The organism is Catellatospora coxensis (genome assembly GCF_016862635.1).
In the GTDB taxonomy this organism is placed as follows: domain Bacteria; phylum Actinomycetota; class Actinomycetes; order Mycobacteriales; family Micromonosporaceae; genus Catellatospora; species Catellatospora coxensis.
The window spans coordinates 78,287-101,667 of sequence record NZ_BONI01000019.1; the positions used below are offsets into that span (position 1 = coordinate 78,287).

The window sequence follows — 23,381 nt, forward strand, 5'->3', positions numbered from 1 at the left end:
AGGAACCCCATGAGAAAGATCCCACGGTGGCGGCTGTGGTTGACCGCCGCCGCCACCCTGGCCGCGAGCGCGGCCGTGTCCGTCACGGCGGGCGCGCCCGCCGCGCAGGCCGCGCCGATCCCCGCGGCCGACTACCAGCAGGTGTCCCTCGCCACCGGCTCGGCCGAGCTGGGCGAGCCGATGTCGCTGGCGGTGCTGCCCAACCGCTCGGTGATCCACACCGCCCGGGACGGCACGATCCGGGTCACCGACGTCAACGGCAACACCAAGCAGGCGGCCAAGCTGTCGGTGTACACCCATGACGAGGAGGGTCTGCAGGGCATCGCGGTCGACCCGAACTTCGCGACCAACCGCTACATCTGGGTGTACTATTCCCCGCCGCTGAGCACCCCCGGCGGCGACGCCCCGGTGACCGGCACGGCCGCGGACTTCGCGCCCTGGAAGGGCCACCTGCGGCTGTCCCGGTTCACCCTCAACGCCGACGACACCGTGAACACGGGCAGCGAGCGCATCACCCTGCAGGTCGACAACGACCGGGGCCAGTGCTGCCACGTCGGCGGCGACATCGACTTCGACGCCGCGGGCAACCTGTACCTGACCACCGGCGACGACACCAACCCGTTCGAGTCGGCCGGCTACAGCCCGATCGACGAGCGCACCAACCGCAACCCGCAGTTCGACGCGCAGCGCTCCTCGGCCAACACCAACGACCTGCGCGGCAAGGTGCTGCGCATCAAGCCGCAGGCCGACGGCAGCTACACCATCCCGTCGGGCAACCTGTTCGCGCCGGGCACGGCCAACACGCGGCCCGAGATCTACGCGATGGGCTTCCGCAACCCGTTCCGGATGAGCGTGGACAAGGCCACCGGCATCGTCTACCTCGGCGACTACGGCCCGGACTCGGGCACCACCGACGCGAACCGGGGCCCGAGCGGGCAGGTCGAGTTCAACCGGATCACCTCGCCGGGCAACTACGGCTGGCCGTACTGCACGGGCACCAACACCACCAGCGAGACGTACAACGAGTGGAACTTCGCCACCAACACCACCGGCGCGAAGTACAACTGCGCCGGCGGCCCGGCCAACAACTCGTTCCGCAACACCGGCCAGGCCACGCTGCCCGCGGCCCGGCCCAGCTGGATCCGGTACGGCGGCGACGCCGGCACCCCGCCGGAGTTCGGCGGCGGCTCCGAGTCGCCGATGGGCGGCCCGGTGTACCGGTTCAACGCCTCCTCCACCTCGACGGTGAAGTTCCCGCAGTCCATGGACGGGCGCTACTTCGCCGGTGAGTACGGCCGGCGCTGGATCAAGGCCATCGCGCTCAACGCCGACGGCACGCCCGGCGAGATCTCGGCGTTCCCGTGGACCGGCACCCAGGTCATGGACATGGCCTTCGGCCCCGACGGGGCGCTGTACGTGCTCGACTACGGCACCGGCTCCAACAACCAGGGCCTGTTCCGTATCGAGTACATCGGCGGGGCCAACCGCAACCCGATCGCGCGGGCCGCCGCGGACAAGACGTCCGGCGCCGCGCCGCTGACCGTGAACTTCTCCTCGGCGGGCAGCTCCGACCCCGAGGGCGGGGCGCTGAGCTACCTGTGGACGTTCGGCGACGGCACCACGTCGACGGCCGCCAACCCGACCAAGACGTACACGGCCAACGGCACGTACAGCCCGACTCTGCGGGTCACCGACCCGGGCGGCCTGACCGGCACGGCGAGCCTGGTCGTCACGGTCGGCAACACCGCCCCGACGATCAACCTGACCGCGCCGGGCAACGGGCAGCTGTTCAGCTTCGGCGACACGGTGTCGTTCAACGTCAGTGTCAGCGACCCCGAGGACGGCACGATCAACTGCGGGCGGGTCACGGTGACGTACTCGCTCGGCCACGACAGCCACGCCCACCAGATCACCTCGAAGACCGGCTGCACGGGCACCATCACCATCCCGGTCGACGGTGAGCACGACGCCGCGGCGAACATCTTCGGCGTCATCGACGCGGCCTACACCGACAACGGCGGGCTGACCTCGCGCAGCACCCGCACGCTGCAGCCCAAGAAGCGCCAGGGCGAGCACTACGGCGCGACCTCGGGCGTGCAGCCGGCCGACCACGCGGCGGCCGAGGGCGGGCGCACCGCCGGCTTCATCGAGAACAACGACTGGATCTCGTACAACCCGTACATCGTGGGCAACGCGACCCAGTTCACCGCGCGGGTCTCCTCGGCGGGCGCGGGCGGCACCATCGAGGTGCGCACCGGCTCGGCGACCGGCACCCTGCTCGGCACCGTCACCGTGCCGGTGACCGGCAGCTGGGAGACGTTCACCAACGTCACCACCAGCCTTTCCGGCGCGCCGTCCGGCACGACGACGCTGTACCTGGTGTTCAAGGGCGGCGCGGGCAACCTGTTCGACGTCGACTCGTTCACCTTCACCACCGGCACGCCGCCGGCCAACCCGGTGGTCGCGTGGCGGGCCCGGGTCAACAACCAGTACGTGACGGCGGCCAACGCGACCACCGCGCTGATCGCCAACTCGGCCACGATCGGCGCGACGCAGCGCTACGACCTGGTCAGCCTGGGTGGCGGCAACTACGCCCTGCGCTCGAAGGCCAACAACATGTTCGTCTGCGCGGAGAACGCCGGCGCGAACCCGCTGCTGGCCAACCGGGCCACGGCCGGGTCCTGGGAGACGTTCACGCTGGTCAACAACTCCGACGGCAGCGTCAGCCTGCGCGCGACGGTCAACGGCATGTACGTCGTGGCCGAGAACAGCGGCGCCGGGTCCCTCATCGCCAACCGGACCGCCATCGGCCCCTGGGAGAAGTTCGACCTGATCACGCAGTAACGCCCGCGTCCCGGAAGGGGACATCTCATGAAACGCATCAGGCGGACCTGGTCCGTCCTGCTGCCGGCCGTCGGGCTGGCGCTGGCGCTGTCGGGGACACCCGCGGCGTCGGCGCCCCCGCCGGTGGCGGCACCGGTCATCGCAGCGGCCCAGGCGGCCGCCGCCCCGCTCGCGTCCAACGTGCACATCTTCTACTACTCCTGGTACGGCAACCCCGCCGTGAACGGCTCCTACCGGCACTGGCAGCAGGGCGGCTTCACCCCGCCCAACGCGATCGGGGCCAACCTGTACCCGAAGCTCGGCGCGTACGACTCCGGCGACTACGCCGGGGCGGTCAACCAGCACATGGCCTGGATCGCCCAGGCCGGCGTCGGCGTGATCGTGTACAGCTGGTGGGGCCAGAACTCCTACGAGGACCGGCTGGTCCCCGGGGTGCTCAACGCCGCGAACCAGCACGGCATCAAGGTCGCCTGGCACCTGGAGCCGTACGCCGGGCGCACCGCCGCGTCCACCGTCGCCGACGTCAACTACCTCAACAGCCGGTACGGCTCGCACGCGGCGTACTACCGCGACGCCGCGCACGGCAACCGGCCCGCGTTCTACGTGTTCGAGAGCCTGCGCACCACCGACTGGGCCCCGATCGCGCCGCTGCGGGCGAACAACATCATCCTGGCGCAGACCACCGACACCTCGAAGGTGGCCGGCTTCGGCGGCATGTACACCTACGACGCCATCGCCGGGACGACCGCGCCGGGCTGGGCCAACGCCAGCGCCTTCTGCAAGGCCAACGGCCTGGTCTGGGCCCCGTCGGTGGGGCCCGGCTACATCGACGACCGGGCCGTGCCCGGCAACACCACACCCACGCTCGGGCGCGACAACGGGGCGACGTACGACCGCGAGTGGGGCAACGCCCTGGCCGCGGCCAACGGCGGCCCGCCGACCTGGGTGTCGATCACCTCGTTCAACGAGTGGCACGAGGGCTCGTCCATCGAACCCGCGCACGCCACCCCGCCCGCGGGCAACGGCTACCAGACCTTCTCCGGCGCGTACGGCCTCACCGGCACAGCCGCCGAGACGGCCTACCTGACCCGCACCAAGTACTGGGTGGACCGCTACAACCCGCCCGCGCCCACGTCCGTGGTGAGCCTGCGTGCCCGGGTCAACAACCGGTACGTGGCCGCGGAGAGCGCGGGCACCGCCCCGCTCATCGCCAACCGCACCTCGGTCGGCCCTTGGGAGCAGTTCGACCGCGTCGACCTGGGCGGCGGCCTCATCGCGCTGCGGGCCCGGGTCAACACCCGGTTCGTGCACGCCGACAACACCGCCCCGCTGATCGCGAACGCGGCGGCGGCCGGGGCGTGGGAGACCTTCCGCGTGGTGGCCAACAGCGACGGCAGCGTCAGCCTGCTGGCCACGGCCAACAACCGCTACGTGGCGGCCGAGAACGCGGGCGCGGCGGCGCTGGTCGCCAACCGCACCGCCATCGGCGGATGGGAGAAGTTCGACCTCGTCCCCAGCTGACCCGTCCCACCCGACTTCGCCGTCCCCGTGTTCTGCGCGGGGGCGGCGAAGTCTTGCGTAGTAAGCGTTTTCCGGTTTCCATGTTCGATCGTGTCGTTACGGAGGAGGTCTTGACTGCCGGTACGTGACCGAGTAAACATCTAGGAAATATCCTATAGGATTTCGACGACTCGAAGTGCCTGACTAGGGAAGGAACTCGGCATGAGGCCGCTTGTTCGACTGGGCTCCACCGTCGGCGTGCTCGCTTTGGTGATCGCGGCGGCGGCCTGCACCAAGAAGGAAGAAACCCCCGACGGCGGCGCGACCGCGCTGACCGCCGCCCAGGTGAAGGTGGCGCTGGTTCCCGGTGGCGCGCACCCGTACTTCCAGCCGTGGAAGGACGCGGGCGGCAAGGCCAAGACCGACTTCGCGTTCGGTGACGTGACGTTCAACGAGACCGCCGGCTGGGACCAGACCAAGCAGAACGACGTGCTCACCTCGCTGGCCGCGCAGGGCTACAACGCGTTCGGCATCTTCGGCGTCGCGCCGGAGAGCATCAACTCCACCTTCGAGAACCTCAAGAAGCAGGGCTTCCACGTCGGCTCGCTGGCGTCCTGCCCGGCCGGGGACAAGAACCTCGCCGACTTCTGCCTGTCCACCGACGTGCAGGAGGCGGCGTACAAGGCGGCCAGGGCGGCAGTGGACGCCATGGGCGGCGCGGGCAACCTCGTCCACCTGACCGGCAACAAGGTCGACTCCAACACCCAGCGGCGCATCGCGGGCGTGCAGAAGGCCGTCGACGAGACCGGCGGCAAGGTCAAGCTGCTCGACACCATCACGGACATCGACAAGGACCTGCAGACCGCGCAGAAGGCCGTCGCCGACCTGCTCGCCGCCAAGGGCAGCCAGGTCAACGCGATCGTCACCACCGCCTACAACCCGGCCGTGGCCGCGGCGGGCGGCGTGAAGCAGGCCAAGCTGCCGATCAAGGTGATCGCCATCGACGACGACCCGACCATCATCGCGGGCATCAAGGCCGGCGAGGTCGCCGCGACCGTGCTGCAGAACCCGGTCGGCCAGGCGTACGTCGGCTCGTACGCGCTGGTGAAGCTGTCCGAGGGCTGCACCATGGCCACCCCCGGTGTCATCATCGACTCCGGTTCCTTCGTGGTCACCACGGCCAACGTCGCGACCTACGACAACGACCGCGCCGCCAAGACCGACTCCCTCAAGTCCGACTTCGACAGCAAGTACCTCACCTGCGCCAAGTAATCCGCTGACGGCCGGGGCGAGCGGGCCCCGGCTGGTGACGGACGCGCCCCGGCCTCACCCCCACGCGGCCGGGGCGCGTCCGTCACCGCCCGCGACGCGTCCCACCACCCGGAGAGTGCAGTGAAGCAAGAGGAAACCACCCCCGAGCAGCGGCCGCCCGCGCGCCTGCCGCTGTGGGCCAACCCCCGGATCGGGCTCGTCGTGCTGCTGATCGCGCTGATCGCGCTGTTCACCACGCTGCGGCCCGCCTTCCTCAACACCCAGCTGACGCTGGTGCCCATGCAGGCCGACATCAGCGTGTACGCCGTCGTCGGGCTGTCCCAGCTCGCCGTGCTCTCCCTGGGCCACATGAACATGGCCGTCGGCCGGATGGCCGCGATGAGCGCGTTCGCCTCGGGCCTGCTGCACGACCGGCTCGACGCGCCGCTGCTGGTGGCGCTGGCCGGCGGCCTGGCCGTGGGCGCGCTGCTCGGCGCGCTGGCCGGGCTCGTCATCTCGCGCACCGGCGTCAACTCGTTCGTCGTCACGCTGGCCCTGGACTTCGCGCTGATCGGCCTGGTCTCGCTGCTGTACGCCACCTTCACCGACGGCGTGGCCTTCAACGGGCTGCCCGCGGGCATGTCAGCGCTGCGCACCGACACCTTCGCCGACTACTGTGCCGGGGACGTGTGCGGGCCGGAGATCCCGCTGCTCGCCCCGATCGCGCTGATCGCGGTGCTCGGCGTCGGCCTGCTGTTCCGGTGGTCGCGGGTCGGCCGCGAGGTGCTGATGACCGGGGCAAACGCCAAGGCCGCCGAGCTGTCCGGCATCCCGGTCCGCTGGCGGGTCGTCCAGGCCCACGCCCTGTCGGGGCTGCTCGCCGGGCTCGCCGGGTTCCTGCTGTCGGCCAACAACGGCTCGTTCTCCGCCGGGGTCGGCGACGGCTTCCTGCTGCCGTCCTTCCTCGCCCCGGTGCTCGGCGGCACGCTGCTGGTCGGCGGCGCGGTCAGCGTGCTCGGCACGGTGCTCGGCACCGCCATCACCCAGGTCATCTACAAGGGCCTGAACCTGCTGCAGTTCCAGGTCGACGAGCTGAAGCTCTACATCGGCCTGGTGCTGCTGGCCGCCCTGTCCCTGGACCGGCTCCGCCACGTGCTCGCCGAGCGGCGGGGGGTGCCGGCGTGACCAGCACCGTCGAGAAGACGACCAGGGCCGCGACGGCGCCCGCCGCGCCCCCGAGCCGGCTGCGGCGCACCGTGCGCACCTCCGAGTTCACCCTGGCGACGCTCGCCGTCATCGGCTTCGTCGCGCTGACCCTGACCACCGACGGCAACATGCTGTCCGCGGGCACCCTCGCCGCGTTCTTCCGCTTCCTCGCCGTACCAATGATCATCGGGTTGGCGCAGATGGTGGTGCTGGCCATCGGCCAGATGAACCTGTCCGTCGGCGTGCTCACCGGCTTCTGCGCCATGGTCGCCGCCTGGGCCATGCTGGAGGCCGGGCTGCCCGCCCCGCTGGCGGTGCTCGCCGCGCTGCTGCTCGGCGCGGCCGTCGGCCTGGGCAACGGGCTGCTGGTCGTGTTCACCAGGATCAACGCGTTCATCGTCACCCTGGCCACCATGACGATCATCGACGGGCTCCGGTACGGGGTCAACGGCCCCGGCACCTACCAGGACTACTCCGCCGGGCTCGAAGAACTCGGGCAGGCCTCGCTGCTCGGGCTTCCTGTCGTGTTCCTCATCGCCTGCGCGGTCGCGGCCATGGTGTGGTTCTTCTTCGCCCGCACCGTGCCCGGCCGGCACCTGCTGGCCAGCGGCGGCAGCCCGTTCGCCGCCCGGCTGTCCGGGGTGTCCAACGACCGGTCCATCGTGCTCGCGCACGCGCTGTCGGGGCTGCTCGCCGGGGTCGCCGCGGTGCTCACCCTGGCCCAGTCCGGCTCGGTCAACGCCACCATCGGCGACGACCTGCTGCTGCCCAGCTTCGCCGCGCCGATCATCGGCGGCGTCGCCCTGGCCGGCGGCGTGGTCAGCGTGCTGGGCACCAGCCTGGCCGCGTTCATCGTGCGCCTGGTCGACGTGGCGCAGGCCCAGTTCGCCATCAACCGGCGCTGGGTCGACCTCATCGTCGGCGCGGTCGTGCTCGGCGTGGTGCTGTCCGGCGCGATCCGGGCCAAGCTGTCCCGGAGGTCGTCGTGATGCTGCTGGCCGAAGGCCTGACCAAATCCTTCCCGGGCGTACGCGCCCTGGACGGCGCGACGCTGCGGCTCGCCGCGGGCAGCGTGCACGCGCTGCTCGGCGAGAACGGCGCGGGCAAGAGCACCCTGGTGAAGATCCTGACCGGGGTGTACCGCCCCGACGCCGGCCGGGTCGTGCTCGACGGCCGCGACGTGCACTTCGGCGGCCCGCTCGAAGCGCTGCACGCGGGCATCGGCGTGGTGCACCAGGAACGCAACCTGGTGCCCGAGTTCTCCATCGCCGAGAACATCGCCCTGCAGCACCTGCCGAACCGGCTCGGCATGGTCGACCGCAACCGGATGCGGGCCGAGGCCCGCCGCTGCCTCGGCCTGCTCGACCTGGACCTCGACCCGGACACCCGGGTCGCCGAACTGTCGGTGGCGCAGGCGCAGCTCGTCGAGATCGCCAAGGCGCTGTCGGTGGACACCCGGGTGCTGCTGCTCGACGAGCCGACCGCGTCGCTGACCGGCGACGAGGCCGACCGGCTCTACGCCATCGTGCGCAAGCTGACCGCCACCGGCCACGCCGTGGTGCTGGTCAGCCACAAGCTCGAAGAGGTGTTCGCGGTCGCCGACACGGTCACCGTGCTGCGCGACGGGCGCAGTGTCGCCGAAGCCCAGCCGCTGGCCGGGTACACCCGCGACGAGATCGTGGACCTGATGGTCGGCCGGGCGTACGCCTCGGTCGAGCTCACCGCCCGCACCGTGGACCGCACCGCGACCCCCGCGCTGGAGCTGGCCGGGCTGAGCACCCGCCACGGCCACCGCGACGTCTCGCTCACCGTCGCCCGCGGCGAGATCCTCGGCCTGTACGGCCTGGTCGGCGCGGGCCGCACCGAGCTGGCCAAGGCGCTGCTCGGGCTGGACGAGATCACCGGCGGCGAGGTCAGAGTGCACGGCGCACCGGTGCGCATCCGCGACGTCGGGCAGGCGCTGCGCCGTCACCGCATCGGCTACGTGCCCGAGGACCGCAAGGGCGAGGGCCTGTTCCTGGAGCAGCCGATCACCCGCAACGTCGGGGTGACCGTCTGGCGCAGGCTGGCCCGCTTCGGCCTGATCCCCGACCGGGCCGAACGCGACGTGGTCGCCGAGTACACCAGGCTGCTCGGCATCCGGGCCGCCTCGCCGGCCCAGCTCGCCGGGCAGCTGTCCGGCGGCAACCAGCAGAAGGTCAGCCTCGCCAAGTGGCTCGCCGCGAGCTGCGACATCCTCATCGTGGACGAGCCGACGGTCGGCATCGACGTGCGCACCAAGGCCGCGTTCCACGAGCTGATCGCACGGCTGGCCGGACAGGGCATGGCCATCCTGCTCATCTCGTCGGACCTGCCGGAGATCGTCACGCTGGCCGACCGGATCGCGGTGATGGGCGACGCCGCCGTGCGCGGCGAGCTGGCCAACGACCGCGACTACGACGCGGTGAGCCAGCGCGTCATCCGCCTCATCCACGCCGCGCCCGTGCCGGCCTGAGCAAGGACGAAGGCCCGTCCCCACCGCCGCCGGCGGGGACGGGCCTTCGCGTCAGGGGACGCTCAGTGCCGGCGCTCGGCGGCCGCCTGGCACTTCACGCAGTGGGTCGACCAGGGCATGATCTCCATGCGCGCGGGCGGGATCTGCTGCCCGCAGCCGTCGCAGGTGCCCAGCGAGCCGCGCTCGAACCGGGCCAGCGCGTCGGACAGCTTGCGCATGTGGTCGTCGAGCGCCGCCGTGAGCAGGTCCTGCTGCTCGGTGTCGGAGACCATCGTGCCCGCGTCGGCGACGTCGCCGGGGCCCTGGTCGCCGGAGCGGCGCAGCTGCCGGACCGACTCGCTCTGCACCCGCAGCTGCTCGGCCGCCTCCTCGTAACGTGCCTTCAGCAGCACGCCGAGCTGTGCCTTGTCGAGCGTGCCTTCCAGCGTTGTCATCATGCCTCCACTGTCTAGATGCATCGTTGCTGCCCGATGTCGCCGCGGGCCAAACCTCCGTTGCTAAGCGAGACAACGGAAACGGGGCGCTGCGGTTTCGGGTGAAGCGCGGCCATCGTGCGTCGGATGTCTGAGCGTTCGCTGAACGCCGAACCGGAGGGGTGGCGCGGGCGCGTTATCCTGCCCGCCGCGACGAGGACAGGGGGCTCACGCCATGTGGGGCAAGCCGAAATGCCCGATCGATCCCGATGCGGCCCGGTGGGTGGAGCGGTCCATGGGCTGGCTCGCCGACGAGTTCGGCGAGAACCGGCTGCGCGGCCGCGTGATACTGCCCACTGACGAGTTCTTTCCCGGGGCGTACACGGGCAGCGAGGTGGATGTGCGCCGGGTGTTCGCCATGCTGTGCGCGCACATGGACGTCGACCCGGCCCGGGTCGACTTCGAGTTCGTGGTGGCCGATCCGGGGGAGCAGGCGCTGCTGGCGAGCCTGCCGGGGTACACGCAACGCTCCGCCGGGGCGGCCGGGGAGTACGTGCGCCGCGGCGGGCGCGGGGTCGTCTCCGTCGACTCGGGGCAGGCCGCCGATCCGATGGCGCTGGTCGCCACCATCGCACACGAACTCGGCCACGAGCGGCTGATCGGCGAGGGCCGCATCGGCACCCGCGCCGACGAGGAGCAGCTGACCGACCTGCTGACCGTCTACTTCGGCCTGGGCATCTTCAACGCCAACGCCGCGTTTCAGTACGCCGCCGGCGGGGGCGGCTGGCGTACCACCTCGCTGGGCTACCTGAGCGAGCGCACCTTCGGCTACGCGCTGGCGGTGTACGCCCACCTGCGCGGCGAGCGCAGCCCGGCCTGGGCGCGGTACGTCGACGCGAACCCGCGGGCCTTCCTGACGAAGGGCTTGAAGTACCGGTGGGCCGAACATGAACGTGAGCAGTTTTAGGCATTAGAAAGCATTTTTGGCATGTCTTCTGACTTGTGTCTAGTGCCCGATTTGGTTACGTTGTCCTGCAGTGCCATCCCTGGCGAGGGCGACTCGCCTGAATGGGGCTCCGGACGGACCGGCGCCCGACGTGACCGAAGGGTGTGGTCGTGCGCTATCGGCCAGAGCTGGTCAGGGAGGCCGACCGCTACTGCGGGCGGCGCCGCGCGGTCATCCCGTCGCGGAGCAGGTACGCCACCGTGCTGGCCACCGCCGCCGCGGGCGCGGGCATCGTCGCCTTCGGAGCCGCGGCCGTCGTGCCCGACGCGAAGACGGAGGCCTCCGGCGAGCACATGACGGCGTTCGCCGACGCGGCCCGGGGCGACACCGCCACCCGCCCCAACCGCGGCGACCGCCAGCTCAGCACCTCCATCAGCCAGGACGCCCCCGACGCGTGGGTGCTGCCGCTGCACGACTACACGCTGAGCTCCCGCTACGGCATGCGCTGGGGGCGGCCGCACCGCGGGCTGGACCTGGCCGGGATCGCCGAGGGCACGCCGTACATGGCGGTGCGCGGCGGCGTCGTGGCGCAGGCCGGCTGGAACGGCGGCTACGGCAACTCGATCGTCATCGACCACGGGCACGGCCTGCAGACGCTGTACGGGCACTCCAGCCGCGTGCTGGTCAAGCCAGGCGACCGGGTCCAGGCCGGCGACGTGATCGGCATGGCCGGCAACACCGGTTACTCGTACGGCACCCACCTGCACCTGGAGATCCACGTCGACGGTGTCGCGCACGACCCGCTGACCTGGTTCAAGAAGCACGGTGTCGACTTCGAACTCGAACTCGAAGAGGTCTACGGCACCTGACGCCGTACGCGAGATCGCTACACTCCGTCGGATGGCGGGGGAGTGGGAAGACGTCGACCGGCTGATCGCCGAACGGGCGGGCACGACCTACCCCGGCGCGCCCGAACCCGCCGCCGACGACCTGGCGAACCTGCTGCTGGAACTCGAGCCCGCGCAGTTCGACCGCTGGCTGCGGCACACCGTCGCCGAACTCCACCCGGCCGCCGAACGCGCCGACCGGCTCCGCCTCGGTGCGGCGTCCACGCCGGACCATCCGCTGTCCGCGGCCGCCGCCGCGCTGCGCGCCTGGTACACGGGCACAGGCCCTGCCGAACCGATCATCCTGCGGGCCGCGGGACCGCCCGGCAGGGAGACGATCGCCCTGCTGCGCCTGCGCGAGTACGCGCTGCGGCTGGCCGCGTCGGCGTGCAGGCTCCGCGAACACGCGGACGCGGCCGGCTGGACCGTCCCGCAGCGGCGGCTCGCCCTGCGGCACCGGTTGGAGCCCGCCGCGAAGGCGCTGCAGGAAAAAGTCCTCGACCGGTACACCACCGGCCTCAGCTGGGAGCGGGTCACGGCCGAGCTGTACTCGGCCGCCGGATGCGACCCCGGCCTGCACCGGCGGCTCACCAACGCCAGGGCCTGGCCACTGGCCGTGATCCGCGCGCTGCGCCAGGGAGGGCAGCCGCCCGTGCTCGCCGTCGACGCCGGGCCGCCGCGGACGGACACCCGGCCCGCCGGTCCGGCGCCCGCCGCCGAGCCGGTCTGGGAGCAGGCGCTGGCGCAGGTGGTCGCCGCGCTCGCCCCGCGGCACCGGGCAGGCCGCTGCGCGGACCTCGTCGCGCGTGCCGACACGCTCTGGGGCCGGATGCAGGAGCTGTGCGCCCTGGTCGATCCGGCCGCCGGGACCGCGGTGGAGGGCACCGCCCCGCCCGCGCCGGAACCGCCGGTCACCCGGCGCGGCCGGCCCACCGACAGCCGGCCCGCGCTGCAGTGGGCGCACCTGGCGCTGGCACGGTGCCGAGCCGCCGCGGCCGCCGGGCATGCCGCCGCCGCGGAGACCGACGCCGGGCTGCTCACGACGGTACGGCTGCTGGTGGACGCGCAGTGGGCGGGCGGCGTGGCACTGGGCTACCTCTTCCCCGGCGTCGACGACGACACCGTGCTGGCCGTGGCCACGCGCCACCTCCACCACGACCGTGCCGGGCTGCTGGCCGCCCTGGGCGGCCCGGCGGCGCCTCCGTCGGGAGGTCACCGCATCCTCGGCGCGTGCGGCGGGTTCGCCCCGCGGCAGCCGACCGCGCCGCCGTCCGCCGACCTGCTCGGCCGGCTGTACACAGCGTCGGCCGAGCAGCTGGCCCGCTACCTGTCCGACGTGCTGACCACGGCCGCGGACAAGGCCGACCCCTACCGCACCCACCTGGGCAGGATCGCCCGGGACGTCGCGGCGGCGCTGCCCGAACCCGCGGGACCGGACCAGGTCGAGTCGGCCTGCCGCGTGCATCCGCAGTCCGACGACGGCGACCTGCTCTCCTATGCGGCCGTGCTGTGCAGCCGCGCCGCGAGCCGGGCCGCCGCCGCGCTGCGCGAGGTCAACGGGCGGATGCTGGGCAACCCGTGGGAGGGCGCGTTCGCGGCCGAGCCGGACCTGGCCGAGGGGCTGCGGGCGCTGCGGCTGCTCGGCGCGCGGCACGGCCTGCCCGCCGACTGGCTCGACGCCGCCTGGCCGGCGAGGGCCGCCGGCACCTGCCGGTGGCCACTCGGCGAGACCGTACGCGGGCCGGCCGGCGACCCCGACCTCACGCCGATCAGCGGCGCACCGGTGCTGCGCTGGCAGGTCGCGCACACCGAACACGGCAACCCCGCCGAGGCGCCGCCGGGCATCGCCGTCAACGGGCACGGGCTGATCGTCTGGCGGGACAGGCAGACCGGCTACCACTCCTACGACCCGGACAGCGGCCGTGACCGCCGCCGCGGCAACGGCCGCTTCACCGGATACGCCGCCCGCACGGTGCACGTCGAGTCGAACGGGGTGCCGGTCCAGCTCGATGTGATCACCGGTGCCGAGCTGTCCGGCCGTCCGCTGCCCGGCCCCGCTCCCGCGCCGCCGCTGCGCTCGCACGACGGGCTCGTGGTGCAGGCCGAGTGCCGCGCCGGTGCGCTGACCTACCACGCCGCCGGGACCGCCGTCCGGGCCGTGGCCGACGACGGGGCGCTGTGCTGGGAGGTGCGGCTGGAGGACCTGCTCGGCGACGGCGGCACCCGCCCCGACCGCTATCCGGAGGCGTTCGGCGACGAGGGGTTCGGCGTACGTGCGATGACCGCCGCCGACCACCGGCTCTACCTGCTCACCACCGGACGTCGGCTGCTCTGCCTGGAACAGCCGGCCCCCGGCGAGGTGCCGTCCCAGCCCCGGCCAGCGGCCCTGCACCAGCCGCCGGGTACCCGGCTCGGCGAGCGGGTGGAGCAGCTCACCGGCTACCGGTACGTCGCCCGGGTGTGGTTCGGCGAGGAGATCGCGCTGGTGTTCGACACCGAGCCGTTCACCGCCGAGCGGGTCTACCGGCAACTCACCGAGCGCGGATACCAGCTGGTCAGCGTGAAGGCCTCGGGCCGAGGCTGGGTGGCGAAGGCGGCGCGGCTGTCCGCCGAGCGCATCCGCGTGTACGTGGCATCCGACGACGACGCCAAGTGGTACACCATCGTCGACTGGCCCACGCACGTCGCCCTCAGCCACGCGCACCGGCGCTGGTTCCGGTCGTCCAAGCCGGACAGCACCCACGACGACGACCGCTACCTCTACGTCAGCGAGGAGATCGGCCGGCGGGTGGCCCGGGCCATGGGCGCCGAACTGGCCACCACCGCCGAGTACGAGGACATCCGCCGGCACACCGGAGAACGGTGGCAGCGCGCCGAACGGCGGCCCGACGACCTCTACGAGACCCGGCGGCAGCAGTTCGCGCCCCGGCTGCCGGAGCTGCGCGCGCGGGCCGAGGAGCTGGCGCGGCGGCTGCCCGCGCGCGAGGACGCGACCGGCTCCTACCGGCCCGTGCCCCGGCGCGCCGCCGAGCACCCCGTCGCCGCGGCCACGGTCGGCGAGCCGTTCCCGCTGGTGCGATTCCAGTACGGCTTCTTCGGCAAGGGCACCCGGTACCTGTCGCAGCGGGTCACGGTCACCACACCGGACGGCCCGGTCACCTTGGATGTGGAGATCGACGTGTTCACCCGGGTGCTGGAGTACCAGGCGGTGACGCCGTTCTGCCCCGAAGAGGGGTATCTGCTCGACGCGCACGACCGCGACCCGATCGCCCGCTCCGCCAAGGTCGACCGGTATCACCTGGGTGTCTTCGGCAGCGGGCAGTACTTTCCCGTGTCGCCGTACCGGCTGCGAGTGCACCTGGCCCACGACGCCCCCGCCGGCTCGGCGGCGGCCCGCTTCGCCGAAGGGCTGTGGCTGGAGCTGGCCTTTCCCGACGGTTCCGGCTACCGCGCGGCCTCCTACCGAGCCGAGCAAGCCGGCCGGGTGTACGAGCAGTGGGTGCCCGTGGCGTACGGCCTGCTGACGGTCGTCGCCGGGCTGGCCCCGGAATGGGTCTCTATCCAGGTGCCGGAGCAGCTCGAACTGCTTGCCGAGGTGACCGCCACGCTGCGCCACCTGCCGGACGAACCCCGGCCCAGTGCCGTCCACCTCTTCGAGGAATGAACCCGGGCCGGCCGGTTCGGGATAGGACGAACCGGCAGTCTTCCCGGACCGACAGCGTTGTCTCGGGCCGAATGTCCGGTTGCCGTCTACCCAGTGCAGCGACAGAATCACCAGGAGTCGCAGCTGGGGAGACTTCTGGACATGACGCCACATTGGATGCAATCACCGGCAGGCCGGGTCGCCCGCCTGCGGGGCGCGTCCACTGAGGTGATCGAGCTGGCGCTGAGCCCGCTGCCCGACGACGCGCCCGCGATGCTGACCTTCCGCCCGCCCACATCGGCGTCGGCCGCCGAGGTGGTGGCGTGCGCGCTGGACGAGCTGGAGATGGCCGCGACGCGGCTGTTCCCGGCCTGGCTGCCCGCCGCCGAGCACCTCGAAGGGCCGGGCGGCGGTGGCGTGCCGGCGGTCCGGGCCCTGGCGATCGAGCAGGCGTCCAGGACCCGCCACTTCGGACCGTTCCTGGCGGATCTGGCCGAGCAGGCGCTGCGCGAGAGGGCCGGCGCGCACCCGGCGGGCCTGGCCGCATCCGCTCCGGACCCGCCACGATCGGTCGGGCCCACAGCCGCCGCGGCAGGCCGGCAGCCTGGGCGGCGGCCGATCGCGGGTCGCTTCGCGCCCGAGGTGCGGGCCGCGGGGCTCGCCCGCGTGGCCGCGCAGAGCTACCGGCGGGCGAGCGCGGCGCTGCTGGTCGACGTGCCCGCCGGGCTGACCGGGCCGCAGCAGCTCGCGTTGGCCGCCGCCGGGGAGTGGCTGGCCGCGCACGGCGGCTTCGCGGTGTGGCTGGCGGGAGCCGACCTGCCCCACGCGGCCCGCGTCACGGTGCACCCGGTGCGCCTGCCCGAGCACGTCGCCGAGCTGGTCGCGACGGCGGACGACCTGCCCGTGGCCGGGCCGCCCCCGGCGACGCTGACGTATCCGCCGGTCGAGGGCCGCCCGCGGGCCGACAGCGCCGCGGAGACCGCGCTGGAGTCGGCGCTGGTCGAGGCGGCCTGGGCCGCCGGCCGCATCTGGAACCGCCGGTACGCGGCACGCCCGCACTACGTCATCGACCTGCTCTGGCCGGACGAGCGCTGTGCCGTGGAGATCGACGGCGACGAGCACCGCGGCCCCCGCAAGTTCGCCCACGACCGCCGCCGCGACGTGCTGCTGCAGCTCGACGGCTACGCCGTGCTGCGCTTCACCAACCACCAGGTCCTCACCGAACCCGGCCAGGTGCTGGCACACCTGGAGCAGTACCTCCGATCCCGACGCACCGACGCGCACAAGGAGAAAAGATGATCAAGCTCAAGCCCTCGGAGAAGGCGTGCCTGCTGCTGCTCATGTCGGAGGCCCGCGAGGTGTCCAACAGCGAGCTGCTGGCGCGCTACGGCGTCTCGATCACCGGCGCGGACAGCCGTGCCCTGGTCGAGAACAAGCTCGCCACCAAGCGCAAGGGGACCAAGGGCGCGCTGGTGCACGAGCTGACCGACGAGGGCTGGGCGCAGTGCAAGCGGGAGCTGGAGGCGGAGTACGTCAAGGGCACCGGCCCGGCCTACCCGGCGCTGCATGCGCTGCTCGGCGCCGTGGACCGGTACCTGCGCCGGGCGGACCTGAGCCTGCCCGACCTGTTCACCGCCAGCACCCCGCCGCCCGCCCCGCAGCCGGTGGCCAAGGTGAAGCCGGTGGTCAAGCGCGGGCTGGAGAAGCGGGTGCGCACGGCGTACGACAAGCTCGCCGACGCGCCGCAGGCCTGGGTCAGCCTGACCGACCTGCGCCGCGAGCTGGCCGGGGAGTCGGCTGCCGACGTCGACGCGGCGCTGATGAAGATGGCCGTGGCGCGCACCATCGTGCTGGTGCCTGAGGACAACCAGAAGACCCTCACCGACGAGGACCGCGCCGCCGCGATCCACATCGGCGGTGAGGACAAGCACCTGCTGTCGATCGAGTCCGCATGAACCCCGACGAGCGCAGGGCGCTGGCGAACCTGCGCTTCGACGTCGCCCCGGTGCCCGACGACGTCTGGCGCGGCTCGCCGTTCCACGTCGAGGCGCTGCACGACGACGTGGTGCGGCACATCCTGCACGGCCTGGACGACGCCCGGCGCAGCCCCGACGGCAGCCCGATCGGCATCGCCATGCAGGGCCAGCCCGGTTCGGGCAAGACGCACCTGCTCGGCTGGGTACGCGAGCAGACCCAGCGCGGCGGCGGCTACTTCTTCCTGGTCGGGCTGCTCGACGGCGCGGCGTTCTGGTCCAGCGCCACCCTGGCCGTGGTCAACGGGCTGCAGCGCGACCACCTGGGCCAGGGCAGCCAGCTGTCGGTGTTCCTGGACCGGCTGTGCGCCGCGGCCGGCGTGCCCGAGCAGGCGGCCGCGGCGGTCACCGGCCGCGCCCCACTGACCCGGGCCCACCTCGACGAGTTCGCCGCCGCGCTGCGCCGCTTCGACGGCCCCGTCGGCATGGCCTGCCACCACACCGCGCGGGCGCTGGCGCTGCTCGGGGCCGCCGGTGACCCGGCCGCGCAGGACGTCGGCTACACGTACCTGCAGTCGATGCAGGAGATGGAGCCGGGGGAGCGGCAGGAGTGGGGCATCCATCCGGTGCAGAAGCCGCCGCAGCTGGTCATGCAGGAGCTGTCGCAGCTGCTGGCGCTGACCGGCCCGACGGTTGTCGCCATCGACCAGATCGACACGCTGGTGGCCCAGCTGTGGAACAGCACCGCGCTCAAGGAGACGGGCACCGAGAGCGCCGAGCAGACGCAGCTGATCAACCAGATCGCGGACGGCCTGATGGCGCTGCGGCAGACGACCCGGCGCACGCTGACCGTGCTGGCCTGCCTGCCCTCGACGTGGACGCTGATCCGCACCCGGGCCACCAAGTCGGTCGCCGACCGGTTCCGTGAGCCGGTGACGCTGAAGGGCATCGCCAGCGCCGACATCGCCCGCGACATCGTCGCCAAGCGGTTCGCGGTGCGCTTCGACGAGATGGGCTTCGTGCCGCCGTACGCGACCTGGCCGGTGCGGGAGTCGGCGTTCGCCGAGGCGACCGTGTTCACCCCGCGGCTGCTCATCAACCGGATCAACGAGCACGTGCAGGCCTGCCTGCGCGAGGGCTCGGTGCGCGAGCTGGCCGGCTTCACCGCGTCCGAGGACCCGGTCGCGGTGCTCGTGCCCGCCGAGGTGCCGGACGACAAGCTGGACCGGCGCTTCGCCGAGCTGCGGGAGGGCGCGGACGTGGCCCCGGCGCTGGCGGGCCCCACCGAGGACGGCGAGATGCCGGAGCTGCTGGCCGCCGGGCTGTCGGCGTGGATCGAGGAGCTGGGCCAGGCCGGGCGGGCCTTCCGGGTCGACCCGCCGCAGGGCGGCAAGGTGCCGCTGCACGCCCGGCTGCGGCGCAGCCTCGACGAGGCCACCGAGGACGAGCAGCACTGGTCGTTCCGGGCGATCGCGCACACCAACGCGATCGCGGCGCTGTCGCGGCTGCAGGCGGCCCGTACCAGCGCGGGCCTGAGCCGGGGCATCGGCAAGCGCAAGCTGTTCCTGCTGCGCAACGCCGACTGGAACAAGGGCGCGAAGACCCAGGAGGTGCTGAAGGCGTTCGCCGCCGACGGCGGCACCCGGCTGAGCATCGGCGAGGACGACCTGCGCACCTTCGCCGCGCTGCGCCAGCTGCTCGCCGAACGCGACTCCGGCCTGGCCGCCTGGCTGGCCGACCGCCGACCGGCCGGGCGCACGATGCTGCTGCGCACCGTGCTCGGCGAGATCGTGGCCGAGATCGCCGCGGCCGAGGAGGCCGCCGAACGGCGTCGGGACCACGCGGCGCTCGCGCCGTCCGCTGGTGGCGACGGCGCGGCGGCGAAGGAACCAGGCGCGACGGCGGCGCGGGCGGACGACCCGGCCGCGGTGGCGCGGGCAGGCGTCGACGTGGACGGCGCCGGTTCCGCCGGCCTGCGTGCGAACCTGGCCGGCGGACCAGGCGACCGACCGGCGGCGCCGGAACCGGCGCCGGCGCACACGATCACGCTCGGTGCCGGGTACGACGACGGCGAGCCGGTGCGCCTGGACCTGGAGTCGCTGCGCAAGCACACGGCGATCTTCGCGGGCAGCGGGTCCGGCAAGACGGTGCTGATCCGGCGGCTGGTCGAGGAGTGCGCGCTGCAGGGCGTGTCCACGATCGTGCTGGACCCGAACAACGACCTGGCCCGCCTCGGCGACGCCTGGCCCGAGCGGCCCGCGGGCTGGGCGGCGGGCGACGCGGCGCGCTCGGCGGAGTACCTGGCGCACACCGACGTGGTGGTGTGGACGCCGCGGCGGGAGGCGGGGCGGCCGCTGAGCTTCCAGCCGCTGCCGGAGTTCGCGACCATCCGCGACGACGCCGACGAGTTCGGGGCCGCCATCGACGCCGCGGTGGCCAGCCTCGCGCCGCGGGCGAAGGTCGACGGCGGCACCGCGAAGGCGATGCGCGGGCAGGCGGTGCTCAACGAGGCGCTGCGGCACTTCGCGCGCAGCGGCGGCGAGGGCATCCGGGCGTTCGTCGGGGTGCTCAGCGCGCTGCCGGACGGGGTGAGCCAGCTGGAGGACGCCGAGAAGATCGCGTTCGAGCTGTCGCAGAACCTGACCGCGGCGATGGTGACCGACGCCCTGTTCGGCGGCGGCGGCGCACCGGCCGACCCGGGTCTGCTGCTGACGCCCGCGCCGGGCAAACGGGCCCGGGTGTCGGTGATCAGCCTGGTCGGGCTGCCGTCGGAGCAGCAGCGGCAGAGCTTCGTCAACCAGCTGCAGCTGGCGCTGTTCGCCTGGATCAAGAAGAACCCGGCCGGGGACCGGCCGCTGGGCGGGCTGCTGGTGATGGACGAGGCGCAGACCTTCGCGCCGTCCGGGCCGCTGACCGCGTGTACGCAGAGCACGCTGGCACTGGCCTCGCAGGCGCGCAAGTACGGCCTGGGCCTGGTCTTCGCCACGCAGGCGCCCAAGGGGCTGCACAACCGGATCTCCGGCAACGCCGCGACGCAGTTCTTCGGGCTGCTCAACGCCCCGGCGCAGATCGAGGCGGCGCGGGAGATGGCGCGGGCCAAGGGCGCGGACGTGCCCGACATCTCGCGGCTGGGCACCGGCGAGTTCTACGCCTCGGGGGAGGGCTTCGCGTTCCGCAAGATGCGCGGCGCGCTGTGCCTGAGCCACCACCCGAAGAGCCCGCTGACGACGGAGGAGGTCGTCGAGCGCGCCCGACGTTGACGGAAAACGCTCGCCGAGGGCCGTCCTGCCGACTGGCGGGGCGGCCCTTCGCTGTGCCACTATGGGCAACAGTTCTAGAACAGTTGGAGGGAACTGTGGGTGCCATCACCGCCGCGGGCCTGCCCGCGCTGCTGCCCGCCGCAGGGCTGATGCACGACCCGGGCGCCGCCGGCCGGTTCGGCGACTACGGCGGGCGCTACGTGCCCGAAGCGCTCATGCCGGCCTGCGCCGAGGTCGAGGAGGCGTTCCGCGAGGCGTGGGCCGATGCCGGCTTCCGCCGCGACCTCGACCGGCTGCTGACCGTGTACGCCGGGCGGCCCACCCCGCTGACCCCGGCCTGGAACCTGTCCGCTGAGCTGGGCGTCGACATCCTGCTCAAACGGGAGGACCTGGCCCACACCGGCTCCCACAAGATCAATAACGTGCTCGGTCAGGCGCTGCTGGCCCGCCGGATGGGCCGCACGCGGGTGATCGCCGAGACCGGCGCCGGCCAGCACGGTGTGGCCACCGCCACCGCCGCCGCGCTGCTCGGGCTGCGCGCGACGGTGTTCATGGGGCAGAAGGACATGGCCCGCCAGGCGCTCAACGTGCACCGGATGCGGCTGCTCGGCGCGGAGGTCGTCGAGGTCACCAGCGGCAGCCGCACCCTCAAGGACGCCACCAGCGAGGCCATGCGGCACTGGGTGACCTGCGCCGACGAGGCCTACTACTGCCTCGGCTCGGTGATGGGCCCGCACCCGTACCCGTGGATGGTGCGCGAGTTCCAGCGGGTCATCGGCGAGGAGGCCCGCGCCCAGTGCGCCACCGAGCTGCCTGCCGCGATCCCCGACTACGTGGTCGCCTGCGTCGGCGGCGGCTCCAACGCCGCGGGCACCTTCGCCGGTTTCGCGGGCACCGCCGCGCAGCTCGTCGGGGTCGAGGCCGCGGGCGGCGCGGCGATCGCGGGCGGCAAGGTCGCGGTCATGCACGGGCACCGCTCGTACGCCATCCAGGACGAGCACGGGCAGATCCTGGAGGCCGAGTCGGTCGCCGCCGGGCTGGACTACCCGGGCATCGGCCCCGAGCATGCCCACCTGCACGACCTCGGCCGGGCCCGCTACGTCACCGTCACCGACGCCGAGGTGATCGACGCGGTGCGGCGGCTGGCCCGCAGCGAGGGCATCCTGCCCGCGCTGGAGTCGGCGCACGCGATCGCCTGGGTGCTGCGCGCCGCCCGCGACGGCGAGCTGCCGCGCGGCGCGACCGTGCTGATCACCCTGTCCGGCCGCGGCGACAAGGACACCACGACCCTGATGGAGATCCCGTGAGCACCGTCGACACCGTGACCACTGCTGCCGGCGTCGCCGTCGGCCCGCGCCTGCGCGAGCGCCGCGACGCCGGACGCAAGCTGCTCGTGCCCTACGTGACCGCCGGCATCAGCGCCGACTGGACCGACTTCCTGACGGCGTACGAGCAGGCCGGGGCCGACGCGATCGAGATCGGGCTGCCGTTCTCCGAACCGATGATCGACGGCCCGACCGTGCAGGAGGCCTCCGAGCGGGCCCTGCACCGAGGCGCGACCGTCCCCGGCATCCTCGCCGACCTGCGCCGGGTGCGGGTGGACGTGCCGCTCGTCGTGATGACCTACTACCACCTGGTGGCACGGGACGGGCACGCGCGGTTCTGCGCCGCGCTCGCCGAGGCCGGGGTACGCGGGCTGATCGTGCCCGACCTGCCCCTGGAGGAGCTGTCCGAGCTGGAGCAGGCCGCCGCCGACGCGGGGGTGGACCTGACCCTGGTCGCCGCGCCCAGCGGCACGCCGTCCCGGCTGCGGGAGATCGCGGCCCGCAGCCGCGGTTTCGTGTACGCGATGACCGGCATGGTCACCACCGGGGAGCGGACCGAGCTACCAGCGTCGGCCGCCGAGTTCGCGACCCGGCTCAAGACCCACGCGGACCTGCCGGTGCTGCTCGGCTTCGGCGTCTCCACGCCGGAGCACGCGGTGGCCGGGGCACACGCCGCCGACGGTGTCGTGGTCGCGTCGGCGCTGATGCGGCGCGTCCTGGACGGGGCCGGCCCGGCCGACGTCGGTGCGCAGGTCGCCGAGCTGCGCGCCGCCTTGGACGCCGCACAGGGCTGACTGCCGGACTCCGGCGGGGCCGTGGCGCGGCTGACGGGGGGCGGCGGGATCGCGATACTGGAGCGATCCCGCCGCCGACCGACAGGAGCCACCGCATGGCCGGACCCCGCTACCGGGTCATCGCCGCCGACCTCACCGAGCGCATCCGCTCCGGCGAGTACCCGCCGGGCACCGCCCTGCCCGCGCAGCGGGAGCTGAGCGCCCGGTACGACGTGGCGCTGGCGACGGCGCGGCAGGCCCTGCAGGCCCTGGTCGACGACGGGCTGATCGTGGTCGAGGCGGGCCGGGGCACCTTCGTCGCGCCCGCGCGGCCCGCGTACCGGCTGGACACGCTGCGCAGCTTCGTCGACGACCTGCGCGACCAGGGACACCAGGTCACCACCGAGGTCGTCTCCAGCTCGCTGCGCGCCATGCCCGCCTGGGTCACCCAACTGTGGGGCGAGCGCGACGGCACCGCGAAAGCGCTGCGGCTGGAGCGGCTCCGGCTGCTCGACGGCGTGCCCGCGATCCACCAGGTGTCCTGGGTGGACCAGCCGTACGCGCAGCTGGTGCGCGGCGTCGACTTCACCGCCACGGCCCTGTACGCCGCGCTCGCCGACGCCGGCATGCAGATCGCCGCGGCGTCCGAGCGCATCGCCGCCGCCACGCTCGGCGAGGCGGGCGCGGCCCTGCTGCACCAGAGCGCGGACAGCCCGGTGCTGGTCAGCGACCGGGTCACCCGCACCCGTGACGGCGCGGTCGGCGTCGTCGACCGGGCCGTGCTGGCGGGCGGGCTGATGCAGGTCCGCGCCGAGCGCACCGTGCACCAGGTGTCCGTGCAGTGGGGCGGGCCGCCGCGCTGAGCG

16 protein-coding genes are annotated in these 23,381 nt (G+C 73.1%); 15 read left to right on the forward strand and 1 reads right to left on the reverse strand.

What is annotated here, in order from left to right; all coding sequences use genetic code 11:
• Positions 1–9 precede the first annotated feature (9 nt).
• The 6 genes from Cco03nite_RS13725 (at position 10) to Cco03nite_RS13750 (ending at position 9,295) form a co-directional block, all read left to right on the forward strand.
• Positions 10–2,844 carry a PQQ-dependent sugar dehydrogenase gene (locus Cco03nite_RS13725; protein WP_203692443.1) on the forward strand — a complete coding sequence of 945 codons (2,835 nt, stop codon included), beginning with the start codon at positions 10–12 and terminating at the stop codon, positions 2,842–2,844.
• 27 nt (positions 2,845–2,871) lie between these two features.
• Positions 2,872–4,365, forward strand: a complete 1,494-nt coding sequence (locus Cco03nite_RS13730; protein WP_203692444.1) for a glycoside hydrolase family 99 protein — start codon at positions 2,872–2,874, stop codon at positions 4,363–4,365.
• Positions 4,366–4,566: 201 nt separating this feature from the next.
• Complete coding sequence (locus Cco03nite_RS13735) at positions 4,567–5,616, forward strand: sugar ABC transporter substrate-binding protein (RefSeq protein WP_203692445.1); 1,050 nt, start codon at positions 4,567–4,569, stop codon at positions 5,614–5,616.
• 120 nt (positions 5,617–5,736) lie between these two features.
• Positions 5,737–6,780, forward strand: a complete 1,044-nt coding sequence (locus Cco03nite_RS13740; RefSeq protein WP_203692446.1) for an ABC transporter permease — start codon at positions 5,737–5,739, stop codon at positions 6,778–6,780.
• Complete coding sequence (locus tag Cco03nite_RS13745; RefSeq protein ID WP_203692447.1) at positions 6,777–7,790, forward strand: ABC transporter permease; 1,014 nt, start codon at positions 6,777–6,779, stop codon at positions 7,788–7,790. Before Cco03nite_RS13740 ends, Cco03nite_RS13745 begins: the two co-directional genes overlap by 4 nt.
• Positions 7,790–9,295: a sugar ABC transporter ATP-binding protein gene (locus Cco03nite_RS13750; protein ID WP_203692448.1), complete on the forward strand. Its 1,506-nt coding sequence runs from the start codon at positions 7,790–7,792 to the stop codon at positions 9,293–9,295. Before Cco03nite_RS13745 ends, Cco03nite_RS13750 begins: the two co-directional genes overlap by 1 nt.
• 62 nt (positions 9,296–9,357) lie before the next feature.
• On the opposite strand, the gene Cco03nite_RS13755 is transcribed toward Cco03nite_RS13750, so the two are convergent.
• Complete coding sequence (locus Cco03nite_RS13755; RefSeq protein WP_203692449.1) at positions 9,358–9,729, reverse strand: TraR/DksA family transcriptional regulator; 372 nt, start codon at positions 9,727–9,729, stop codon at positions 9,358–9,360.
• A gap of 274 nt (positions 9,730–10,003) precedes the next feature.
• On the opposite strand from Cco03nite_RS13755, the gene Cco03nite_RS13760 reads away from it, so the two are divergent.
• The 9 genes from Cco03nite_RS13760 (at position 10,004) to Cco03nite_RS13800 (ending at position 23,378) form a co-directional block, all read left to right on the forward strand.
• Positions 10,004–10,675 carry a hypothetical protein gene (locus tag Cco03nite_RS13760; protein WP_203692450.1) on the forward strand — a complete coding sequence of 224 codons (672 nt, stop codon included), beginning with the start codon at positions 10,004–10,006 and terminating at the stop codon, positions 10,673–10,675.
• A 149-nt stretch (positions 10,676–10,824) separates the two neighbouring features.
• The gene (locus Cco03nite_RS13765; protein WP_239167356.1) at positions 10,825–11,523 is read left to right on the forward strand and encodes a M23 family metallopeptidase; all 699 of its coding nucleotides are present in this window, start codon (positions 10,825–10,827) and stop codon (positions 11,521–11,523) included.
• A 31-nt stretch (positions 11,524–11,554) separates the two neighbouring features.
• The gene (locus Cco03nite_RS13770; RefSeq protein ID WP_203692451.1) at positions 11,555–15,205 is read left to right on the forward strand and encodes a hypothetical protein; all 3,651 of its coding nucleotides are present in this window, start codon (positions 11,555–11,557) and stop codon (positions 15,203–15,205) included.
• Positions 15,206–15,361: 156 nt separating this feature from the next.
• Complete coding sequence (locus Cco03nite_RS13775; protein WP_203692452.1) at positions 15,362–16,483, forward strand: DUF559 domain-containing protein; 1,122 nt, start codon at positions 15,362–15,364, stop codon at positions 16,481–16,483.
• On the forward strand, positions 16,480–17,139 hold the full coding sequence (locus Cco03nite_RS13780; protein WP_203692453.1) for a hypothetical protein: 660 nt from the start codon (positions 16,480–16,482) through the stop codon (positions 17,137–17,139). The genes Cco03nite_RS13775 and Cco03nite_RS13780 overlap by 4 nt, the downstream gene beginning before the upstream one ends.
• The gene (locus Cco03nite_RS13785) at positions 17,136–20,417 is read left to right on the forward strand and encodes an ATP-binding protein (RefSeq protein WP_203692454.1); all 3,282 of its coding nucleotides are present in this window, start codon (positions 17,136–17,138) and stop codon (positions 20,415–20,417) included. The genes Cco03nite_RS13780 and Cco03nite_RS13785 overlap by 4 nt, the downstream gene beginning before the upstream one ends.
• 149 nt (positions 20,418–20,566) lie before the next feature.
• Positions 20,567–21,724 (forward strand): tryptophan synthase subunit beta, encoded by a 1,158-nt coding sequence (trpB, locus tag Cco03nite_RS13790; protein WP_203692480.1) that lies wholly within the window; start codon positions 20,567–20,569, stop codon positions 21,722–21,724.
• On the forward strand, positions 21,721–22,536 hold the full coding sequence (gene trpA, locus Cco03nite_RS13795; RefSeq protein WP_308440657.1) for a tryptophan synthase subunit alpha: 816 nt from the start codon (positions 21,721–21,723) through the stop codon (positions 22,534–22,536). The genes trpB and trpA overlap by 4 nt, the downstream gene beginning before the upstream one ends.
• 95 nt (positions 22,537–22,631) lie before the next feature.
• The gene (locus Cco03nite_RS13800) at positions 22,632–23,378 is read left to right on the forward strand and encodes a GntR family transcriptional regulator (protein ID WP_203692455.1); all 747 of its coding nucleotides are present in this window, start codon (positions 22,632–22,634) and stop codon (positions 23,376–23,378) included.
• The last annotated feature ends 3 nt before the right edge of the window (positions 23,379–23,381 follow it).